General features: G+C 58.3%; 10 protein-coding genes and 1 tRNA gene. 7 read left to right on the top strand and 4 right to left on the bottom strand.

The annotated features are described in order from the left end of the window. Positions 1-122: 122 nt before the first annotated feature. The gene (gene mshD, locus ACXM2N_RS09825; protein WP_458488227.1) at positions 123-944 is read left to right on the top strand and encodes a mycothiol synthase; all 822 of its coding nucleotides are present in this window, start codon (positions 123-125) and stop codon (positions 942-944) included. On the opposite strand, the gene ACXM2N_RS09820 is transcribed toward mshD, so the two are convergent. Then, positions 941-3,589 (bottom strand): FAD/NAD(P)-binding protein, encoded by a 2,649-nt coding sequence (locus ACXM2N_RS09820; protein WP_458488225.1) that lies wholly within the window; start codon positions 3,587-3,589, stop codon positions 941-943. The two genes, mshD and ACXM2N_RS09820, sit on opposite strands and share 4 nt — an antisense overlap. Continuing rightward, entirely contained in the window at positions 3,586-4,545 is a 960-nt protein-coding gene (locus ACXM2N_RS09815; protein ID WP_458488223.1) for a pyridoxal-phosphate dependent enzyme, read from the bottom strand. Before ACXM2N_RS09815 ends, ACXM2N_RS09820 begins: the two co-directional genes overlap by 4 nt. Before the next feature lie 311 nt (positions 4,546-4,856). On the opposite strand from ACXM2N_RS09815, the gene pstS reads away from it, so the two are divergent. The 4 genes from pstS (at position 4,857) to pstB (ending at position 8,763) form a co-directional block, all read left to right on the top strand. Continuing rightward, positions 4,857-5,990: a phosphate ABC transporter substrate-binding protein PstS gene (gene pstS, locus ACXM2N_RS09810; protein WP_458488221.1), complete on the top strand. Its 1,134-nt coding sequence runs from the start codon at positions 4,857-4,859 to the stop codon at positions 5,988-5,990. Positions 5,991-6,118: 128 nt separating this feature from the next. Then, positions 6,119-7,060 (top strand): phosphate ABC transporter permease subunit PstC, encoded by a 942-nt coding sequence (gene pstC / locus ACXM2N_RS09805; RefSeq protein ID WP_458491128.1) that lies wholly within the window; start codon positions 6,119-6,121, stop codon positions 7,058-7,060. Positions 7,061-7,071: 11 nt separating this feature from the next. Further along, positions 7,072-7,980, top strand: coding sequence for a phosphate ABC transporter permease PstA (gene pstA, locus ACXM2N_RS09800; RefSeq protein WP_458488219.1), 909 nt, complete (start codon positions 7,072-7,074; stop codon positions 7,978-7,980). A 9-nt stretch (positions 7,981-7,989) separates the two neighbouring features. After that, on the top strand, positions 7,990-8,763 hold the full coding sequence (gene pstB, locus ACXM2N_RS09795; RefSeq protein WP_458488217.1) for a phosphate ABC transporter ATP-binding protein PstB: 774 nt from the start codon (positions 7,990-7,992) through the stop codon (positions 8,761-8,763). 69 nt (positions 8,764-8,832) lie between these two features. On the opposite strand, the gene phoU is transcribed toward pstB, so the two are convergent. Together phoU and dusB are read right to left on the bottom strand one after the other, a co-directional pair. Beyond that, positions 8,833-9,516: a phosphate signaling complex protein PhoU gene (gene phoU, locus ACXM2N_RS09790; RefSeq protein ID WP_458488215.1), complete on the bottom strand. Its 684-nt coding sequence runs from the start codon at positions 9,514-9,516 to the stop codon at positions 8,833-8,835. A gap of 37 nt (positions 9,517-9,553) precedes the next feature. After that, complete coding sequence (dusB, locus tag ACXM2N_RS09785) at positions 9,554-10,699, bottom strand: tRNA dihydrouridine synthase DusB (RefSeq protein WP_458488213.1); 1,146 nt, start codon at positions 10,697-10,699, stop codon at positions 9,554-9,556. 435 nt (positions 10,700-11,134) lie between these two features. Between dusB and ACXM2N_RS09780 the strand changes: the two genes are divergently transcribed. Both ACXM2N_RS09780 and ACXM2N_RS09775 read left to right on the top strand, forming a co-directional pair. Beyond that, positions 11,135-12,652, top strand: a complete 1,518-nt coding sequence (locus ACXM2N_RS09780; protein ID WP_458488211.1) for an acetyl-CoA hydrolase/transferase family protein — start codon at positions 11,135-11,137, stop codon at positions 12,650-12,652. A gap of 105 nt (positions 12,653-12,757) precedes the next feature. Further along, positions 12,758-12,833, top strand: a tRNA-Lys gene (locus ACXM2N_RS09775). Positions 12,834-13,912 lie beyond the last annotated feature (1,079 nt).

Below are 13,912 nucleotides of genomic sequence, written 5' to 3'. Positions count from 1 at the left end.
CCCTGTGGATAACCCAAACCGGAAGGGAAAGTTATCCACAGATTCGGGTTGATGCAGGTAAACCCTCATGTGGTTCGGGTAGGACGTGTACGCTGTTGGCGCTTCGTCGCTATGGTGGAGTCATGACGATCAACAATGTGGCTCAACAGTTAGCAAAGCGAACGGAAGATAATGACGGCATTGCACCGCTGTCTGAGCAGTTTCTGCTTGGCTTAGAGGACGATTCGAAGGGGCACCGCCATGTGAGCGTCTACGCCGGAGATGACTTGATTGGTCTTGCGGCGATTGATGGCCAGCAGGCGGAGTTGTTTATCGCCCCTGAGGCTCGTGGGCGTGGTGAGGGCACGGCGCTGGTGGATGAACTTCTAGCTGATGGTGTGACTGATTTTTGGGCGCATGGTGATCATCCGGCGGCGCAGGCTATAGCGAAGAAGAAGGGGTTTGTTAAGACCCGCGAGTTGCTAGTGATGTCTACAACCACGCTGCCTGAGCATTTTGACGCGCCGGAGGGATATGAGGTCAAAAGCCTGAGTGAGCTTCCGGACGCGCAAGAAGAGTGGTTGAAGGTTAATAATGAGGCCTTCTCGTGGCACCCCGAGCAGGGTGGCTGGGATATGGATAGGCTCACTAAGGCGCAGCAGGTGAGCTGGTTTGATCCTGGTGACGTCCTGTTTCTCTATGACTCACAGAATGACAGGATTGCGGGCTTCCACTGGCTGAAGCGTCATAGCAAGACCAAGGGTGAGGTTTACGTGGTGGGCTTGGGCACGGACTACCGTGGCAGGGGTCTTGGCCAGCCCCTCATCCAGATGGGATTGCACCACCTGAGGGGCATGGAGGAAGTGATCCTCTACGTGGAGGCCGATAACGCCCCTGCCGTGAAGGCGTATGAGGCGCTCGGCTTTTCCACGATTGAGTCCCACGTGGTGTATTCCGCCAGTTAGCCTGCGTCGATGGCGTCCAGTTCGACGCCGGAGCCGGATGTCACCACGTTCTTGGCCAGTGGAATCTGGTGGGATGCGGATTCGAGGATGTGCATGAAGTAGCCGGCGGTATTGGGGATGGCGATGATGTCGCCGGCCTTGATCCCTGCGGGGAAGCGCATCTTGCGGCGGATGATGAGCTCGTCCTCAATGCAGTAGGCGCCCACGAGGAATGCGTCCACGGATTCGTTCCATGCGGATTCTGGGTCGGTGTCGCGGTCCGTGCGGATGAGGATGGGGTCCAGCAGGATGTCGTCGGTGTTGGTGCGGCACTGGGTGCGGTTCATCGCGAGTCCCACGAGGGGGAGACCGTCGGCGCGCTTTTTCACGAAGGCGACGTCGGCAAGGATCATGCCGCAGCCGTCGAGGATGGATCGGCCTGGTTCCAAGTGCAGGCGCAGGCCGCGGGAGATCAGTGCCTCAGCGCCGGTGACATCGCCTACTGCGCCGCACAGCAGTGTGCTGAGCCATGCCCCGCGAGTAGGGGACTGGTGGAACGGGTAGGTGTTTTTCAGCGGGTCGCCCTTCCACGTGAAGGTGTCGGGGTGTTCGGCGCGTGCCTTATTAAAAGCCTCCCACTCAGAGCCATCATCGAGGTAGCTCATGGGTACGCCGCCGCCCAGGTCCACGAACTCAGGGTGGTGGCCTTGCTCGCGGGCGGTATCGAGCAGCTGGACGCACTCGTTGAGGGCGAAGCGGCGGTCTTTTTCGTCGTAGCCGTGCATGTGTGCGTGTGCGCCCACCACTGCCACGGATCCGCCGGCGGCGGGGAGGTTGTCCTGCCATACGCTCAGGCGCTCACCAAAGCGGGTGGGTGGCATGGTGGAAGGATCCGGCGCGAGGCGCGGGGCCGCCTTGGCAACCGTACCCAGCTCGGCTGCGATGCGCGCGATCCTGCGCATTTCTGAGGTGGAGTCCACGCTCAGTGGCACGCCCGCGGATACAGCGAGTTTCAGCAAGGCATCCGGTTTGATCGCGGCGGAGAGGATGATGCGGTCAGCGGGCATGCCGCGGTCTAGGACTTGGCGTAGCTCGCGTTCGCTGGCTACGTCCACACCGTGGCCGGTGTTGAGAACCTCATCCACGAAGCACAGGCCTTTATTGGCCTTGCGTGCGTAGAACACCTTGACGGTGACGCCGTGGTCTGCGCCAGCATTGACCAGCTCTGCGATGTTGCGGCCCATCGGTGCTGGGTTGAGCACGTTGGTGGGCGAGCCGAATTTTTCAACGATCTCCTGTGCCTGATCGGGGCGCTGCGCGAGCTGCGCCTCCCAGTGTTCGAGGCGTGCCGTAAGCGGCACGGTGGCGTGGACACCGCGGTCAAAGGATGCCGGTGCGGTTGCGAGCACGGCTTCTGCCCACCGCGGGATGACGTCGTGAAGCGTGCGCGAGAGCGTGTCATTGCCCAGCACGTGATCCTCGGTGTCGCGGCCCACGACAGCCCAACCCGGCGCGATGAAACCGGCGTGGTCTGTGGTGACGGTGTCGTTGACGAGCTGGGAGGTGAGGGTGTGTGGGACGAGGCCTTGGGGGCTGAGGACGGCGTCGACGATGTGGTCCGCGCCGACGGTTTCGACGTCCTGGGTCATGATGGAGGTGTCGATGAAGCCGGAGTCGATCAGCTCGAGGATTTTGGCGGCGTTGACGGCGGGTGGGCCGAAGGCAACACGCTCGAGAGTGCGGGACAGCTCGTGGAAACCTGTCAGGTCTGCGCGGCGGCCGAAGGAGGTGCGGTAGCAGATGGCGGGGTAGAGCCCGCGCCACGTGGCACCTACGGCCCAGTGCTCGTCGAAGTCCATGGCCACGCTGCGGCGCAGTTCGGCTACGGAGTCACCGGTGTAGTCAGTGCCGTCGATGATGGAGGTGATCAGATCCTCATCAAGGCCGGGGCGAAGGGACGCGGCGGTGTTGATGAGGATCTGGCGGAACTGGGTGAAGTCCTCGCACAGGCGGATTCGGCGGTCGCCCTCGGCTAGCTGTGCGGTGATGTCTGGGCCCTCGCCGGGGTTTGGTTTGACCTCCATGAAGCGGCCGGAGCGCGAGTGCACGGTGACGCGGGCTGGGCGCTGGTCCTCCGGCAGCGCGGACAAATACAGCGCAACGTCGATGAAGGTCAGCGACGCGCCACGAATGGCGACGTGGCTGCCTGGGGTGATTGCTGCGAGGTTGCTTGCTGGGTAGGCACTGATGGCGCCTTTGAGTGCACCCGGCCAGGTGGGGGCGTGACCAGTCGCGATGAGGACCTGGTCGAAGCCGGTGAGGGAATCAAGCTCCGCGCGGGCGTGTATCACCGTGAAGGGGAAACGCTCCGCGAGTTTGCGCCAGGAGTAGGCGAAGAACTCGCCCACCTGGGCGCGCGGTGGGAAAGGATCGGAGGAATCCTCGCGCCAGTCATCAAAGGATCCCACGTGCGACCTAATGATGGCGCTGTTGGCGTTGATCCGCCATTGGCGTGGCTGGTCTATATAGTATGCAGAGCCTTCGCCCAGATTGCCGGACTCAAATACCGTGAGATCTACGGGCACGGATAAGCGCTCGGCGCGAAACAGTAGTTCCTCTGCTGCCCAAAGTCCGCGCGGGCCGCCGCCCACAATAGCTACTTTCACTTGATGTTTTCCTTAACCCATTCGTCGTTATAAACCGTATCCATGTAGGCCTCGCCCGAGTCGTGCAAAATCACAACCACGGTCGCACCTGGCTCAAAGTCGCACTGCTCAAGCGCCGCGATCACCGCGCCGCCGGAAGCTCCGGGCAGGAAGCCCTCCGTTCGCGCGAGGTGGCGCGCGCCGGCGATGGCGTCCTTGTCGCTAATCCGCACCACTCGGTGCGGGGTGATGCTTTTCGACAACTCCGGGGTCACGCCCGCACCGTAGCCCGGCAGCATTCTGGTGCCACGGGCACCGCCATAGAGTACGGAGCCGAAAGCGTCCACACCGATGACGGTGGTGTGAGAGCCCAGGTCGTTGAGTTTGGTGATGCAGCCACCGATGGTGCCGGTAGTGGACATCGCCACCAACAGATAGTCCGGCTCCTTGCCCAGCTGGGTGATGATTTCACCCATGGTGACGTAGTGGGCATCAAACGCTGCCGTGTTGGCGTATTGGTTGAGGTTGACTGCGTGAGGATCCTGAGCGATCAGCTCCTGCACCTTTGCCCGGCGCGCGATGAGCCAGTCACCGGTTTCTGGGTCGGGGGCATCCAGCATGACCACCTCAGTACCAAAGGCCTTCATGATGGCCAGGGTTCTTTCGTTGGTGCGCGGATCCACCACGCATGTGAATTTCAGCCCGCGCATGGCGCACTCCCGGGACAGTGCCATGCCAAGGTTGCCCGAGGAAGACTCCACGATGACGGAGTCCTTAGTTACACGGCCTTGGCGGATGCCAGCTTCAAGAAGTGCGATTGCCGTGCGGTCTTTGGCAGAACCGCCGGGGTTAAAACTCTCGAGCTTGGCGTACAGCTCTACATCTTCAGCCACCTTGTGAAGGCGGACGAGAGGAGTAGAACCCACGGTGTGGCTGATGTTGTCAGCCACCGTGGGGAGGAAGGAATTGGTGCTCATTGTATCTAGCCTACTGATATAAGTGCGGTTCACATCTTTTCATCGTGGTGTGAAGCCCCCATTAAGAGGAAAGCCGCTCCCCGCGGACTCAATGACATCCTCCGTGGTCGATTAACTCGCGTCCGCGATGTCCGTAACAGGAAAGATGGGTACGCGCCCATGGTTGTTTCTCAAGAACTCAAAAGGAGTTCATATTTAGTTAACTCTCTCGCGGTCGGGGCGTAACTTTCAGGCCCTAGTTTTACTAGTCGGGTTCAAGGCGCGCCCCTTGAACGATGAAACTTTTCCCTCCTTTGAAAGGCACATCTGTCGTGAACATCACCTTCAAGCGCTCCGTCCTCGCAGCTACCGCGATCAGCGCTCTCGCACTTACCGCTTGCTCCGAGACCGGCTCCACGTCCTCTGACAACGCAGCCGGTGGCAGCGCCAACTCCGCAGCTATCGAAGGTCTGTCCGGCACCTCCGGTCAGCTGGTAGCTGAGGGTGCGTCCTCTCAGCAGAAGGCAATGGACTACTTCAACGTCAAGTACCAGGCAGCTGTGTCCGGCGCTTCATTGGCATACAACCCAACCGGGTCCGGCTCTGGCCAGGAGCAGTTCTTGAACAACCAGGTTCGCTTCGCAGGCTCTGACTCCCCACTCAAGGATGAGCAGATTGAGCAGGCCTCCGAGCGCTGTGGTGGCGCTGAGGCGTGGCACCTGCCGATGGTGATCGGCCCAGTGGCGATCGCCTACAACGTTGAAGGCGTTGACAACCTCAACCTCTCCACCTCCACCTTGGCCAAGATCTTCAAGGGCGACATCACCAAGTGGAACGATGAGGCAATCGCCGCTGAAAACGAGGGCGCTACCCTCCCAGACCAGGACATCAAGGTTGTGTACCGCTCTGACGAGTCCGGAACCTCTGACAACTTCCAGAAGTTCCTAGCAGCGTCCACCGATGGTGAGTGGACGTCTGAGGGCAAGGCATTCCCTAACTCCACCGGCTCCGGCGCCAACGGCTCCTCCGGCGTAGCCAACGAGGTTGCGGCCATCTCCGGCGCTATCACCTACGTGGAGTCCGGCTTCGCCACCGAGCAGGGGCTCAACGTTGCCAACATCGACTTCGGTGCAGGCCCAACCGAGCTCAACGCTGAGTCCGTCAACACCGCGCTGGATGGACTCGAGTTCACCACCGAGGGCAATGACATGGTTGTTGACGCAGAAAAGCTGTTCGCACAGAACGCTGAGGGCTCCTACCCACTGATCTTGACCACCTACGAGATCGTCTGCTCTGACTACTCCGCAGCCGGCGATCCAGAAGGCACCGCTGATCAGGTCAAGGACTTCCTGAAGGTAGCTCTCAACTCCCAGGACTCCGGCTTGGAGGACCTTGGCTTTATCCCAGTTGCACCAGATTCCGCACACGGCGAGCGTCTTGCAGCTGCCGTCGACGCTATTAAGTAAGGCACAATCTCATGAGCATGTCTACAGAGTCTGGTCTTAGCACCCTTGACTCAGAACGCCGAGTAGACGGTGAGGATTCAACCGTCATCATCAAGAACGACGAGGGTTCACGCAAGCAGACGTCCATCATGGGGGATGCAAAGCGTCCAGGCGACAAGATCTTCGAATTCGCTTCCAACTCAGCGGCAACGGTGATCACCGTTCTCATTGCAGCGATTGGTGCATTCCTGATCTGGCGTGCCGTTCCCGCGGTGAACAACAACGCCGACGGACTTGGTGGTTTCTTCACCTACTCCGGCGGCTGGGATCTCACCAACTTGGATTCCATGAAGTTCGGTATTCCGAACCTCTTCGCCGTCACCGTCCTGATCTCCGTTGTGGCCTTGATCATCGCTATGCCCATCGCGTTGGGCGTTGCCATCTTCCTCACCAACTACGCCCCAAAGCGCTTGGTCAAGCCACTCGGATTCCTGGTGGACATGCTCGCCGCCGTACCATCCATTGTGTACGGCCTATGGGGCTGGCAGGTGCTCGGCCCAGCACTGAGCGAGGTGTTCAGATTCCTCAACACCAACCTCGGCTGGTTCCCGCTGTTTGCAACCTATTCAAACAGCCCAAGCTTTGACACCGCCCGCAACATCATGACCGGCGGCATCGTGCTTGCCGTCATGATTTTGCCGGTCATCGCAGCAACCGCCCGCGAGGTGTTCATTCAGACCCCACGCGGACACATCGAAGCAGCTCTCGCGCTGGGCGCAACTAAATACGAAGTGGTCCGCATGACCGTATGGCCATTTGGTAAGTCCGGCTTCATCTCCGGTTCCATGCTCGGACTTGGTCGCGCACTGGGTGAGACCATGGCACTTTACATGGTGGTATCCCCATCCTCTGAGTTCCGCTTCTCCCTCTTCGACGGCGGTACCACCTTTGCTACTGCAATCGCGAACGCTGCGCCAGAATTCAATTCTGACCTTAAGGCAGGCGCCTACATCGCCGCCGGCCTGGTGCTCTTCGCTCTGACCTTTGTGGTCAATGCCTTTGCCCGCTCTCTCGTAGCGAACAAGAAGTAGGAGACAAAGACGTGACTACAAAGACTCAATCAAAGCGCCACACCTCAACCTTCTCCGATATCTCGGGCTCCCGTAAGACCACCGATAAAATCTTCACCATCCTGGTCTACGGCACCATGATCCTTGCCCTGGTGCCCCTTGTTTGGGTTCTCCTCGAACTCGTTCTGCGCGGCATGGCCCCTGTGCTCAACCCACAGTGGTGGACCAGCTCCCAGCTGGGCATCATGTACACCCAACAGGGCGGCGGCGCGCTGCACGCCATCGTGGGCACCTTGGTTCAGGTAGGTATCGCATCCGCGATCTCCATCCCCATCGGTATCTTCACCGCGATTTACTTGGTGGAATACGACAGGGGCGGCACGCTTGGCCGCGTCACCACTTTCATGGTGGATATCCTCTCCGGTGTCCCGTCCATCGTGGCAGCCTTGTTCGTGTACTCCATGTGGATCGTCCTCTTTGGCTTTGAGCGTTCGGGTATGGCCGTGGCCATCGCGCTGGTGCTGCTGATGATTCCTGTGGTAGTTCGAAACACCGAAGAAATGCTGCGTGTTGTCCCCATGGACCTGCGCGAAGCCTCCTACGCCCTGGGTGTCCCCAAGTGGAAGACCATTGCCAAGGTAGTTCTCCCCACCGCACTGTCCGGCATCGTGACAGGTATCATGCTGGCCATCGCCCGTGTGATGGGTGAGTCCGCGCCTGTGCTGATCTTGGTGGGCTCCACCCAGATGATCAACTGGGACGCGTTTACTGGTCCGCAGTCTTCCCTGCCGCTGATGATGCTTGACATGTACAAGGCTGGCGCAACCGACGCCGTGCTCGCCAAACTGTGGGGCGCTGCTTTTACCTTGGTACTTATCATCGCCGTCCTGAACATCGCGGCTCGCGTGATCTCCGCAAAGTTCTCCGTAAAGACTTCTTAAAGGAACCCCATGTCTAAACTCTCACTCCGCGACGTCAACATTTACTACGGTGACTTTCATGCGGTACAAAGTGTCAATATTGAAATCCCGAACCAGGCAGTAACCGCCTTCATCGGCCCATCTGGCTGCGGTAAGTCCACCGTGCTGCGCAGCATCAACCGCATGCACGAAGTCATCCCAGGTGCTTACTTGAAAGGCGAAATCCTGCTCGATGGTCAGAACATCTACGACCCGAAGGTGGACCCTGTAGCTGTGCGCAACACCATCGGTATGGTATTCCAAAAAGCAAACCCGTTTCCCACCATGTCCATTGAGGAAAACGTGGTTGCGGGCCTGAAACTCTCCGGCGTGAAAAATAAGAAGAAACTACAGGAAACCGCCGAGAAGGCTCTGCGTGGCGCAAACCTGTGGGACGAGGTCAAGGACCGCCTTGATCGCCCAGGCGGTGGCCTGTCCGGCGGACAGCAGCAGCGCCTGTGCATTGCCCGCGCCATTGCCGTTGAGCCTGAAGTTCTACTCATGGACGAGCCGTGTTCTGCCCTGGATCCTATCTCCACCTTGGCTGTTGAGGATCTCATCCACGAGCTGAAGGAAGACTTCACCATTGTGATCGTCACCCACAACATGCAGCAGGCTGCGCGCGTGTCCGATCAGACCGCGTTCTTCTCACTCGAGGCCACCGGCAAGCCAGGCCGCCTTGTTGAGGTTGGCCCCACCAAGAAAATCTTCGAAAACCCAGACCAGAAGGAGACCGAAGACTACATCTCCGGCCGGTTCGGATAACCACACACGAAAAAGGCGGGAACGGCGCACGCTGTTCCCGCCTTCTTTCATGTGTCAACGCCGGATGCTTTAGGCTTGGTCCTTCTTGCCTTGGCGCTGTTCCAAATACTGATCCGGGTTGAGGCCTGTAGCGAGGAAAACGATTTGTGCGGCTACGTTCACGGTGTGGTCTGCAAAGCGCTCGTAGAAACGGCCGAGAAGGGCGATATCTACGGCCTCTCGGGAGGAATGCGGCCACGAATCAGACGTCACCTTGGCCATGATGTGGGAGTGGATGTCATCCACGGCGTCATCATCGCGTTCAATATCGAGGGCAACGTCTGCGTTGGGATCCTCTAGCAAGTCATGGATCTTATCCATAAGGTTTTGGCACAGCCGCGCCAATTCTTTGAAGTAGCCCTGATAATCCTCCGGTAAAACCGCGCTAGGGTAGCGGCGGTTTGCGGTCTTGGCGATGTGCTTGGCCAGCGAGCCCATGCGGTCGAAGTCTTCCACAATGTAGATGGAGCTGACCACTTGGCGCAGGTCGCGGGCAACAGGGCCTTCGAGCGCGAGCAGACTCACCGCGGAGTTCTTACAACGCTGGCGGGCATCTTCTAGATCCGCGAACAGCTTGACGGCCTCTTCCGCCTTGGTAGGGCGTTGTTTGAGAAGGGCAGCGCTGGCGAGCCCCAGGATGGTGCGGACCGTCTCTGACATGGCGATTAAGTCCGCGGCGAAGCTGTTCAGGCGCTCTTGATAGGCACTACGCATGACTACAAGAATAAGGGCGTATCTGAAATCGCGCTATCTATCCGCCGGAGTGCATGATGTCCGCACCTTCTGGGACGGTGTCGTCTTCTGGGTCATCCAGCCAGCCCTCCGGCAACATGACCTTGCCCGGGGAGCCCTTGCGGCCACGTGCGCCGTCGGAGTCCTCAGCAAGTGCATCCGAATCCGCGAACGGCTCCAGAATCCGCTTCAGGTCCTCCAGCGAGGTGATAGTGGACAGCTGCTGACGGATCTCACCGCCGACGGGGAATCCACGCATGTACCAGCCAAAGTGCTTGCGCATGTCACGGCAGCCTTTAGCCTCGCCATCGTGCTCCACCAGCAGCTCGGCGTGGCGGTAAATGATGCGGGTGACCTCTCCCAAGGTTGGCTCCGGTGGGAGCTCCTCGCCGCGCAAGGCGGCGGACAACTCTGCGAACAGCCATGGCCGCCCCAAGCAGCCACGGCCGATGACCACGCCGTCGCAGCCGGTCTGGTCCATCATGGCCTGAGCGTCGGTGGCCTTAAAAATGTCACCGTTGCCCAACACCGGAATTCCGGTGTGGGCGAGGTGCTCCTTCAGACGAGTGATTTCATTCCAATCGGCCGTGCCGGAGTAGCGCTGCGCCGCGGTGCGCGCGTGCAGCGCAACCGCCTGAGCGCCCTCCTCCACGGCGATGCGGCCGGCGTCGAGATGCGTGTGGTGCTCGTCGTCAATGCCCACGCGAAACTTCACGGTGACCGGAATATCAGTGCCCTCCGTGGCCCGAACGGCCGCGGCAACGATCTGGCCGAACAGGCGACGCTTGTACGGCAAGGCCGAGCCGCCACCGCGACGAGTCACCTTGGGCACGGGGCAGCCGAAGTTCATGTCGATATGGTCGGCTAGGTTCTCATCCACGATCTTTTTCGCCGCAAGGTAGGTGTACTCCGGATCGACCGTGTACAGCTGCATGGAACGAGGGTTCTCATTGGGGCCGAAGGTGGTCATGTGCATGGTCTTCTCATTGCCCTCGACGAGCGCGCGTGCGGTAATCATCTCGCACACGTACAGGCCGGACACCGTGCCGGTCTTCTGCTCCTCCTGCTCGCGGCACAGGGTGCGGAAAGCAACGTTGGTCACGCCAGCCATGGGGGCGAGAACAACAGGGGAGGAAAGAGTCAAAGATCCAATCTGCAAAGTCACGACCGCTATCTTTCCCGCTACGTAAGTTCAGAGCAACTCAGCCTATGGCGCCACGAAAGCGCATCGGGGGCAACGTCCGACCCCCTAAAACCAAAGCAAGCCGCCCTGTTATGTCAGGAGTAGGTTCGCAGAATTAGCAAAACTGCCCTAACGTGAGCGCTCAGGGCGGTGAAAAAGGCGCACATTTAAGGCTTGCAATGGGCTACGTAATTGCTGGTAGTTATATGAAAAACCCAGTTGGGAACTGAGTGCACCCCCTGTTGTGTCGGGATATATGGGGTAGGGGGTGAAGTTTAGGGGTGCAAACTGTCACATTTTAGGGGCGGAGTCGGTATTGTGTTGTTCGTAACTAACTAGGTGAGCATTGTGCTGCCTCACAAAGGACTAAGGCACGCACGAACATACAAAACTCATCTGTTTCGTCTAGGAGGATGAATGTCTGATCGTATTGCGAATTCTCAGCTCGCTGGCAAGGTAATGTCCGCTGAGGAGGCTGCACAGTTCGTTAACAATGGTGACAATGTCGGCATCTCCGGCTTCACCGGTGCTGGTTACCCTAAGGCACTCCCAACCGCAATCGCTGAGCGCGCCAAGGAAGCACACGCTAAGGGTGACGAGTTCAAGATCAACCTATTCACCGGCGCTTCCACCGCACCTGACTGTGACGGCGTTCTGGCAGAGGCTGACGCAATTAACCTGCGTACGCCTTACCAGTCCGACCCAATCATGCGTAACAAGATCAACGACGGCTCCAGCTTCTACGTTGACTACCACCTCTCCGAATCCCCAATGTACGTTGAGCAGGGCTTCTTCGGCCCAATGAACGTAGCCATCGTTGAGGTTGTCCGCATCACCGAAGAAGGCCACCTGATTCCTTCTTCCTCCATCGGTAACAACGTCGAGTACCTGGACAACGCAGAGAAGATCATCCTCGAAGTTAACTCCTGGCAGTCCGTTGAGCTCGAAGGCATGGCAGACATCTACCGCATCAACCGCCTGCCAAACCGCCAGCCAATCCCAATCACCGAGGCAGGACAGCGCATCGGTACCACCTACATCGACATCGACCTGGACAAGGTTGTTGCAGTTGTAGAGACCGACCAGCCAGACCGCAACGCTCCATTCAAGCCAATCGATGAGCAGTCCAAGCTGATCGCTGGCCACTTCCTGGACTTCCTCGAGGGCGAAGTTGCAGCCGGCCGCCTTGCATACGACAAGTACATCATGCAGTCCGGCGTCGGTAACGTTCCAAACGCTGTGATGGCAGGCCTGCTGGACTCCAAGTTCGAGAACATCCAGGCATACACCGAGGTTATCCAGGACGGCATGGTCGACCTGATCGACGCCGGCAAGATGACCGTTGCGTCCTCCACCTCCTTCTCCCTGTCTCCTGAGTACGCAGAGCGCATGAACAACGAGGCGTCCAAGTACGCTAAGCAGATCATCCTGCGTCCACAGCAGATCTCCAACCACCCTGAGGTTGTCCGCCGACTGGGCCTGATCGCAACCAACGGTCTGATCGAGGCTGACATCTACGGCAACGTCAACTCCACCAACGTGGTTGGCTCCCGCATCATGAACGGTGTTGGCGGCTCCGCGGACTTCACCCGTAACGGCTACATCTCCTCCTTCATCACCCCATCCTTTGCTAAGGGCGGCGACATCTCTGCGATCGTTCCATTCGTATCGCACGTTGACCACACCGAGCAGGACGTGAAGGTTCTCATCACCGAGTACGGCTACGCAGACCTGCGTGGTTTGGCACCAACTCAGCGTGCACAGAAGATCATCGACATTGCGCACCCTGACTACCGCCCAATCCTGCAGGACTACTTCGACCGCGCAGTTGCATACGCAACCGAGAAGAAGACCCTCCACACCCCACACATCATGGGCGAGGCACTGTCCTTCCACCAGCGCTTTGCTGAGACTGGCTCCATGAAGCTCTCCTAAGCGTACGAGTTGAAAGCCCCCAAGGGTCACCACCTTGGGGGCTCTCATTCCTCATCGAGTTCGATTTCCCAAATCGGGCTGAAATTGCTAAATTTTATAGGCGTTGGGCCTTTAGCTCAGTTGGTAGAGCTACGGACTTTTAATCCGCAGGTCCCGGGTTCGAGCCCCGGAGGGCCCACCACATACCGCATCCCCTGTCTCTGATTGAGCAGGGGATGCGGTGTTTTGCTGTCTGGGATGAAACCTGTGCAACGGGGCATGCTTGGGAAACCGTAAACCGAGAGAATCAGGGCAACTGCACGCGGAGAGGCCTATCTCTAACTTCTGCGTTTGTGCCCACTAAAGCGGTGAGTCGGTGGCCTGTGTGCCTGTGTCCGCTAATCGTTGTGGGTAATGAACGTTTACTCACTGAAGCTTCCGCAGATCTTTTCGCGATCAAAGAAAACAATAGCGATCTGCCAACCCCAACTGAAGCCAAGAATGGGCCTTCCCAGTCGGCATAGTGATCTTTGTGCCAAGTAGAGTGGGAACTGATATCGGCCCTTCCGGCGCTCTCGGTGATGACTCGCAACCGTATGCCATGGTGTCTAGTCCCAAGCCATTGAGGAATCGAATTACGAGCTGCCACCTTCTACAGCGGTCCCTAACGAAACTAGTTCAATAAAGCGAACAGCACGTCCTAGCAAGGGAATTCGAGGGTGTGTAGAGGTGTAGCAATTTTGCCTAACCGGTAAAGCTGCGACTGTTCTGTTGAGGTGGGCTTAATCCGAACAACGCGGCTATTGGATTCGGCACAGTAGGTTCATTTCGGTCGCTGCTCCTAGGTGCGGCAGAAGATGCCATTAAAGGACGCCGAGGAGTTTGCCGTCCAAATGAACCGGCGCCCTCCTCGGGGATGTTTGAAGCGCCCCGAGATCTGGAAGAAGCATCGGTGACTCACGCAGGTTTGGTACCCCCGTTCGAGCTAACGTGATTAGCGGCAAAATTGTGGATATGACACATAGTGATAGTTTTCACTGCAAAACGGTCTCAGATAGCACCTAGGAATACCTACAAATAGGGGTAATTTTGCGGTTTTTGAAGGTGTTTAAATGAGCGCGATGTGACATTTTAAAATTTTGTTTGAGCGCTCAAAAATTAGCATTTTCCCTGAAGTTTACCGGTTGTTTACTTAGTAAGGTAAGCCTAACCAACATTTTCCCAGCTCAGAGACTTAGTGAGGGATGGATGTTCAATTTATTATCGGTTATAAGAGGTTTA

Source organism: Corynebacterium sp. ZY180755, assembly GCF_054331495.1.
The sequence above is the reverse complement of the archived record's forward strand: the minus strand, read 5'-3'. Positions and strand labels throughout refer to the sequence as shown.

What these genes read in the sequence shown, in the direction of transcription:
- mshD (WP_458488227.1), top strand. Translation starts at nt 123, where the DNA reads ATGACGATCAACAATGTGGCTCAACAGTTAGCAAAGCGAACGGAAGAT.
- ACXM2N_RS09815 (WP_458488223.1), bottom strand. Translation starts at nt 4,545, where the DNA reads ATGAGCACCAATTCCTTCCTCCCCACGGTGGCTGACAACATCAGCCAC.
- pstC (WP_458491128.1), top strand. Translation starts at nt 6,119, where the DNA reads ATGGGGGATGCAAAGCGTCCAGGCGACAAGATCTTCGAATTCGCTTCC.
- pstB (WP_458488217.1), top strand. Translation starts at nt 7,990, where the DNA reads ATGTCTAAACTCTCACTCCGCGACGTCAACATTTACTACGGTGACTTT.
- phoU (WP_458488215.1), bottom strand. Translation starts at nt 9,516, where the DNA reads ATGCGTAGTGCCTATCAAGAGCGCCTGAACAGCTTCGCCGCGGACTTA.
- ACXM2N_RS09780 (WP_458488211.1), top strand. Translation starts at nt 11,135, where the DNA reads ATGTCTGATCGTATTGCGAATTCTCAGCTCGCTGGCAAGGTAATGTCC.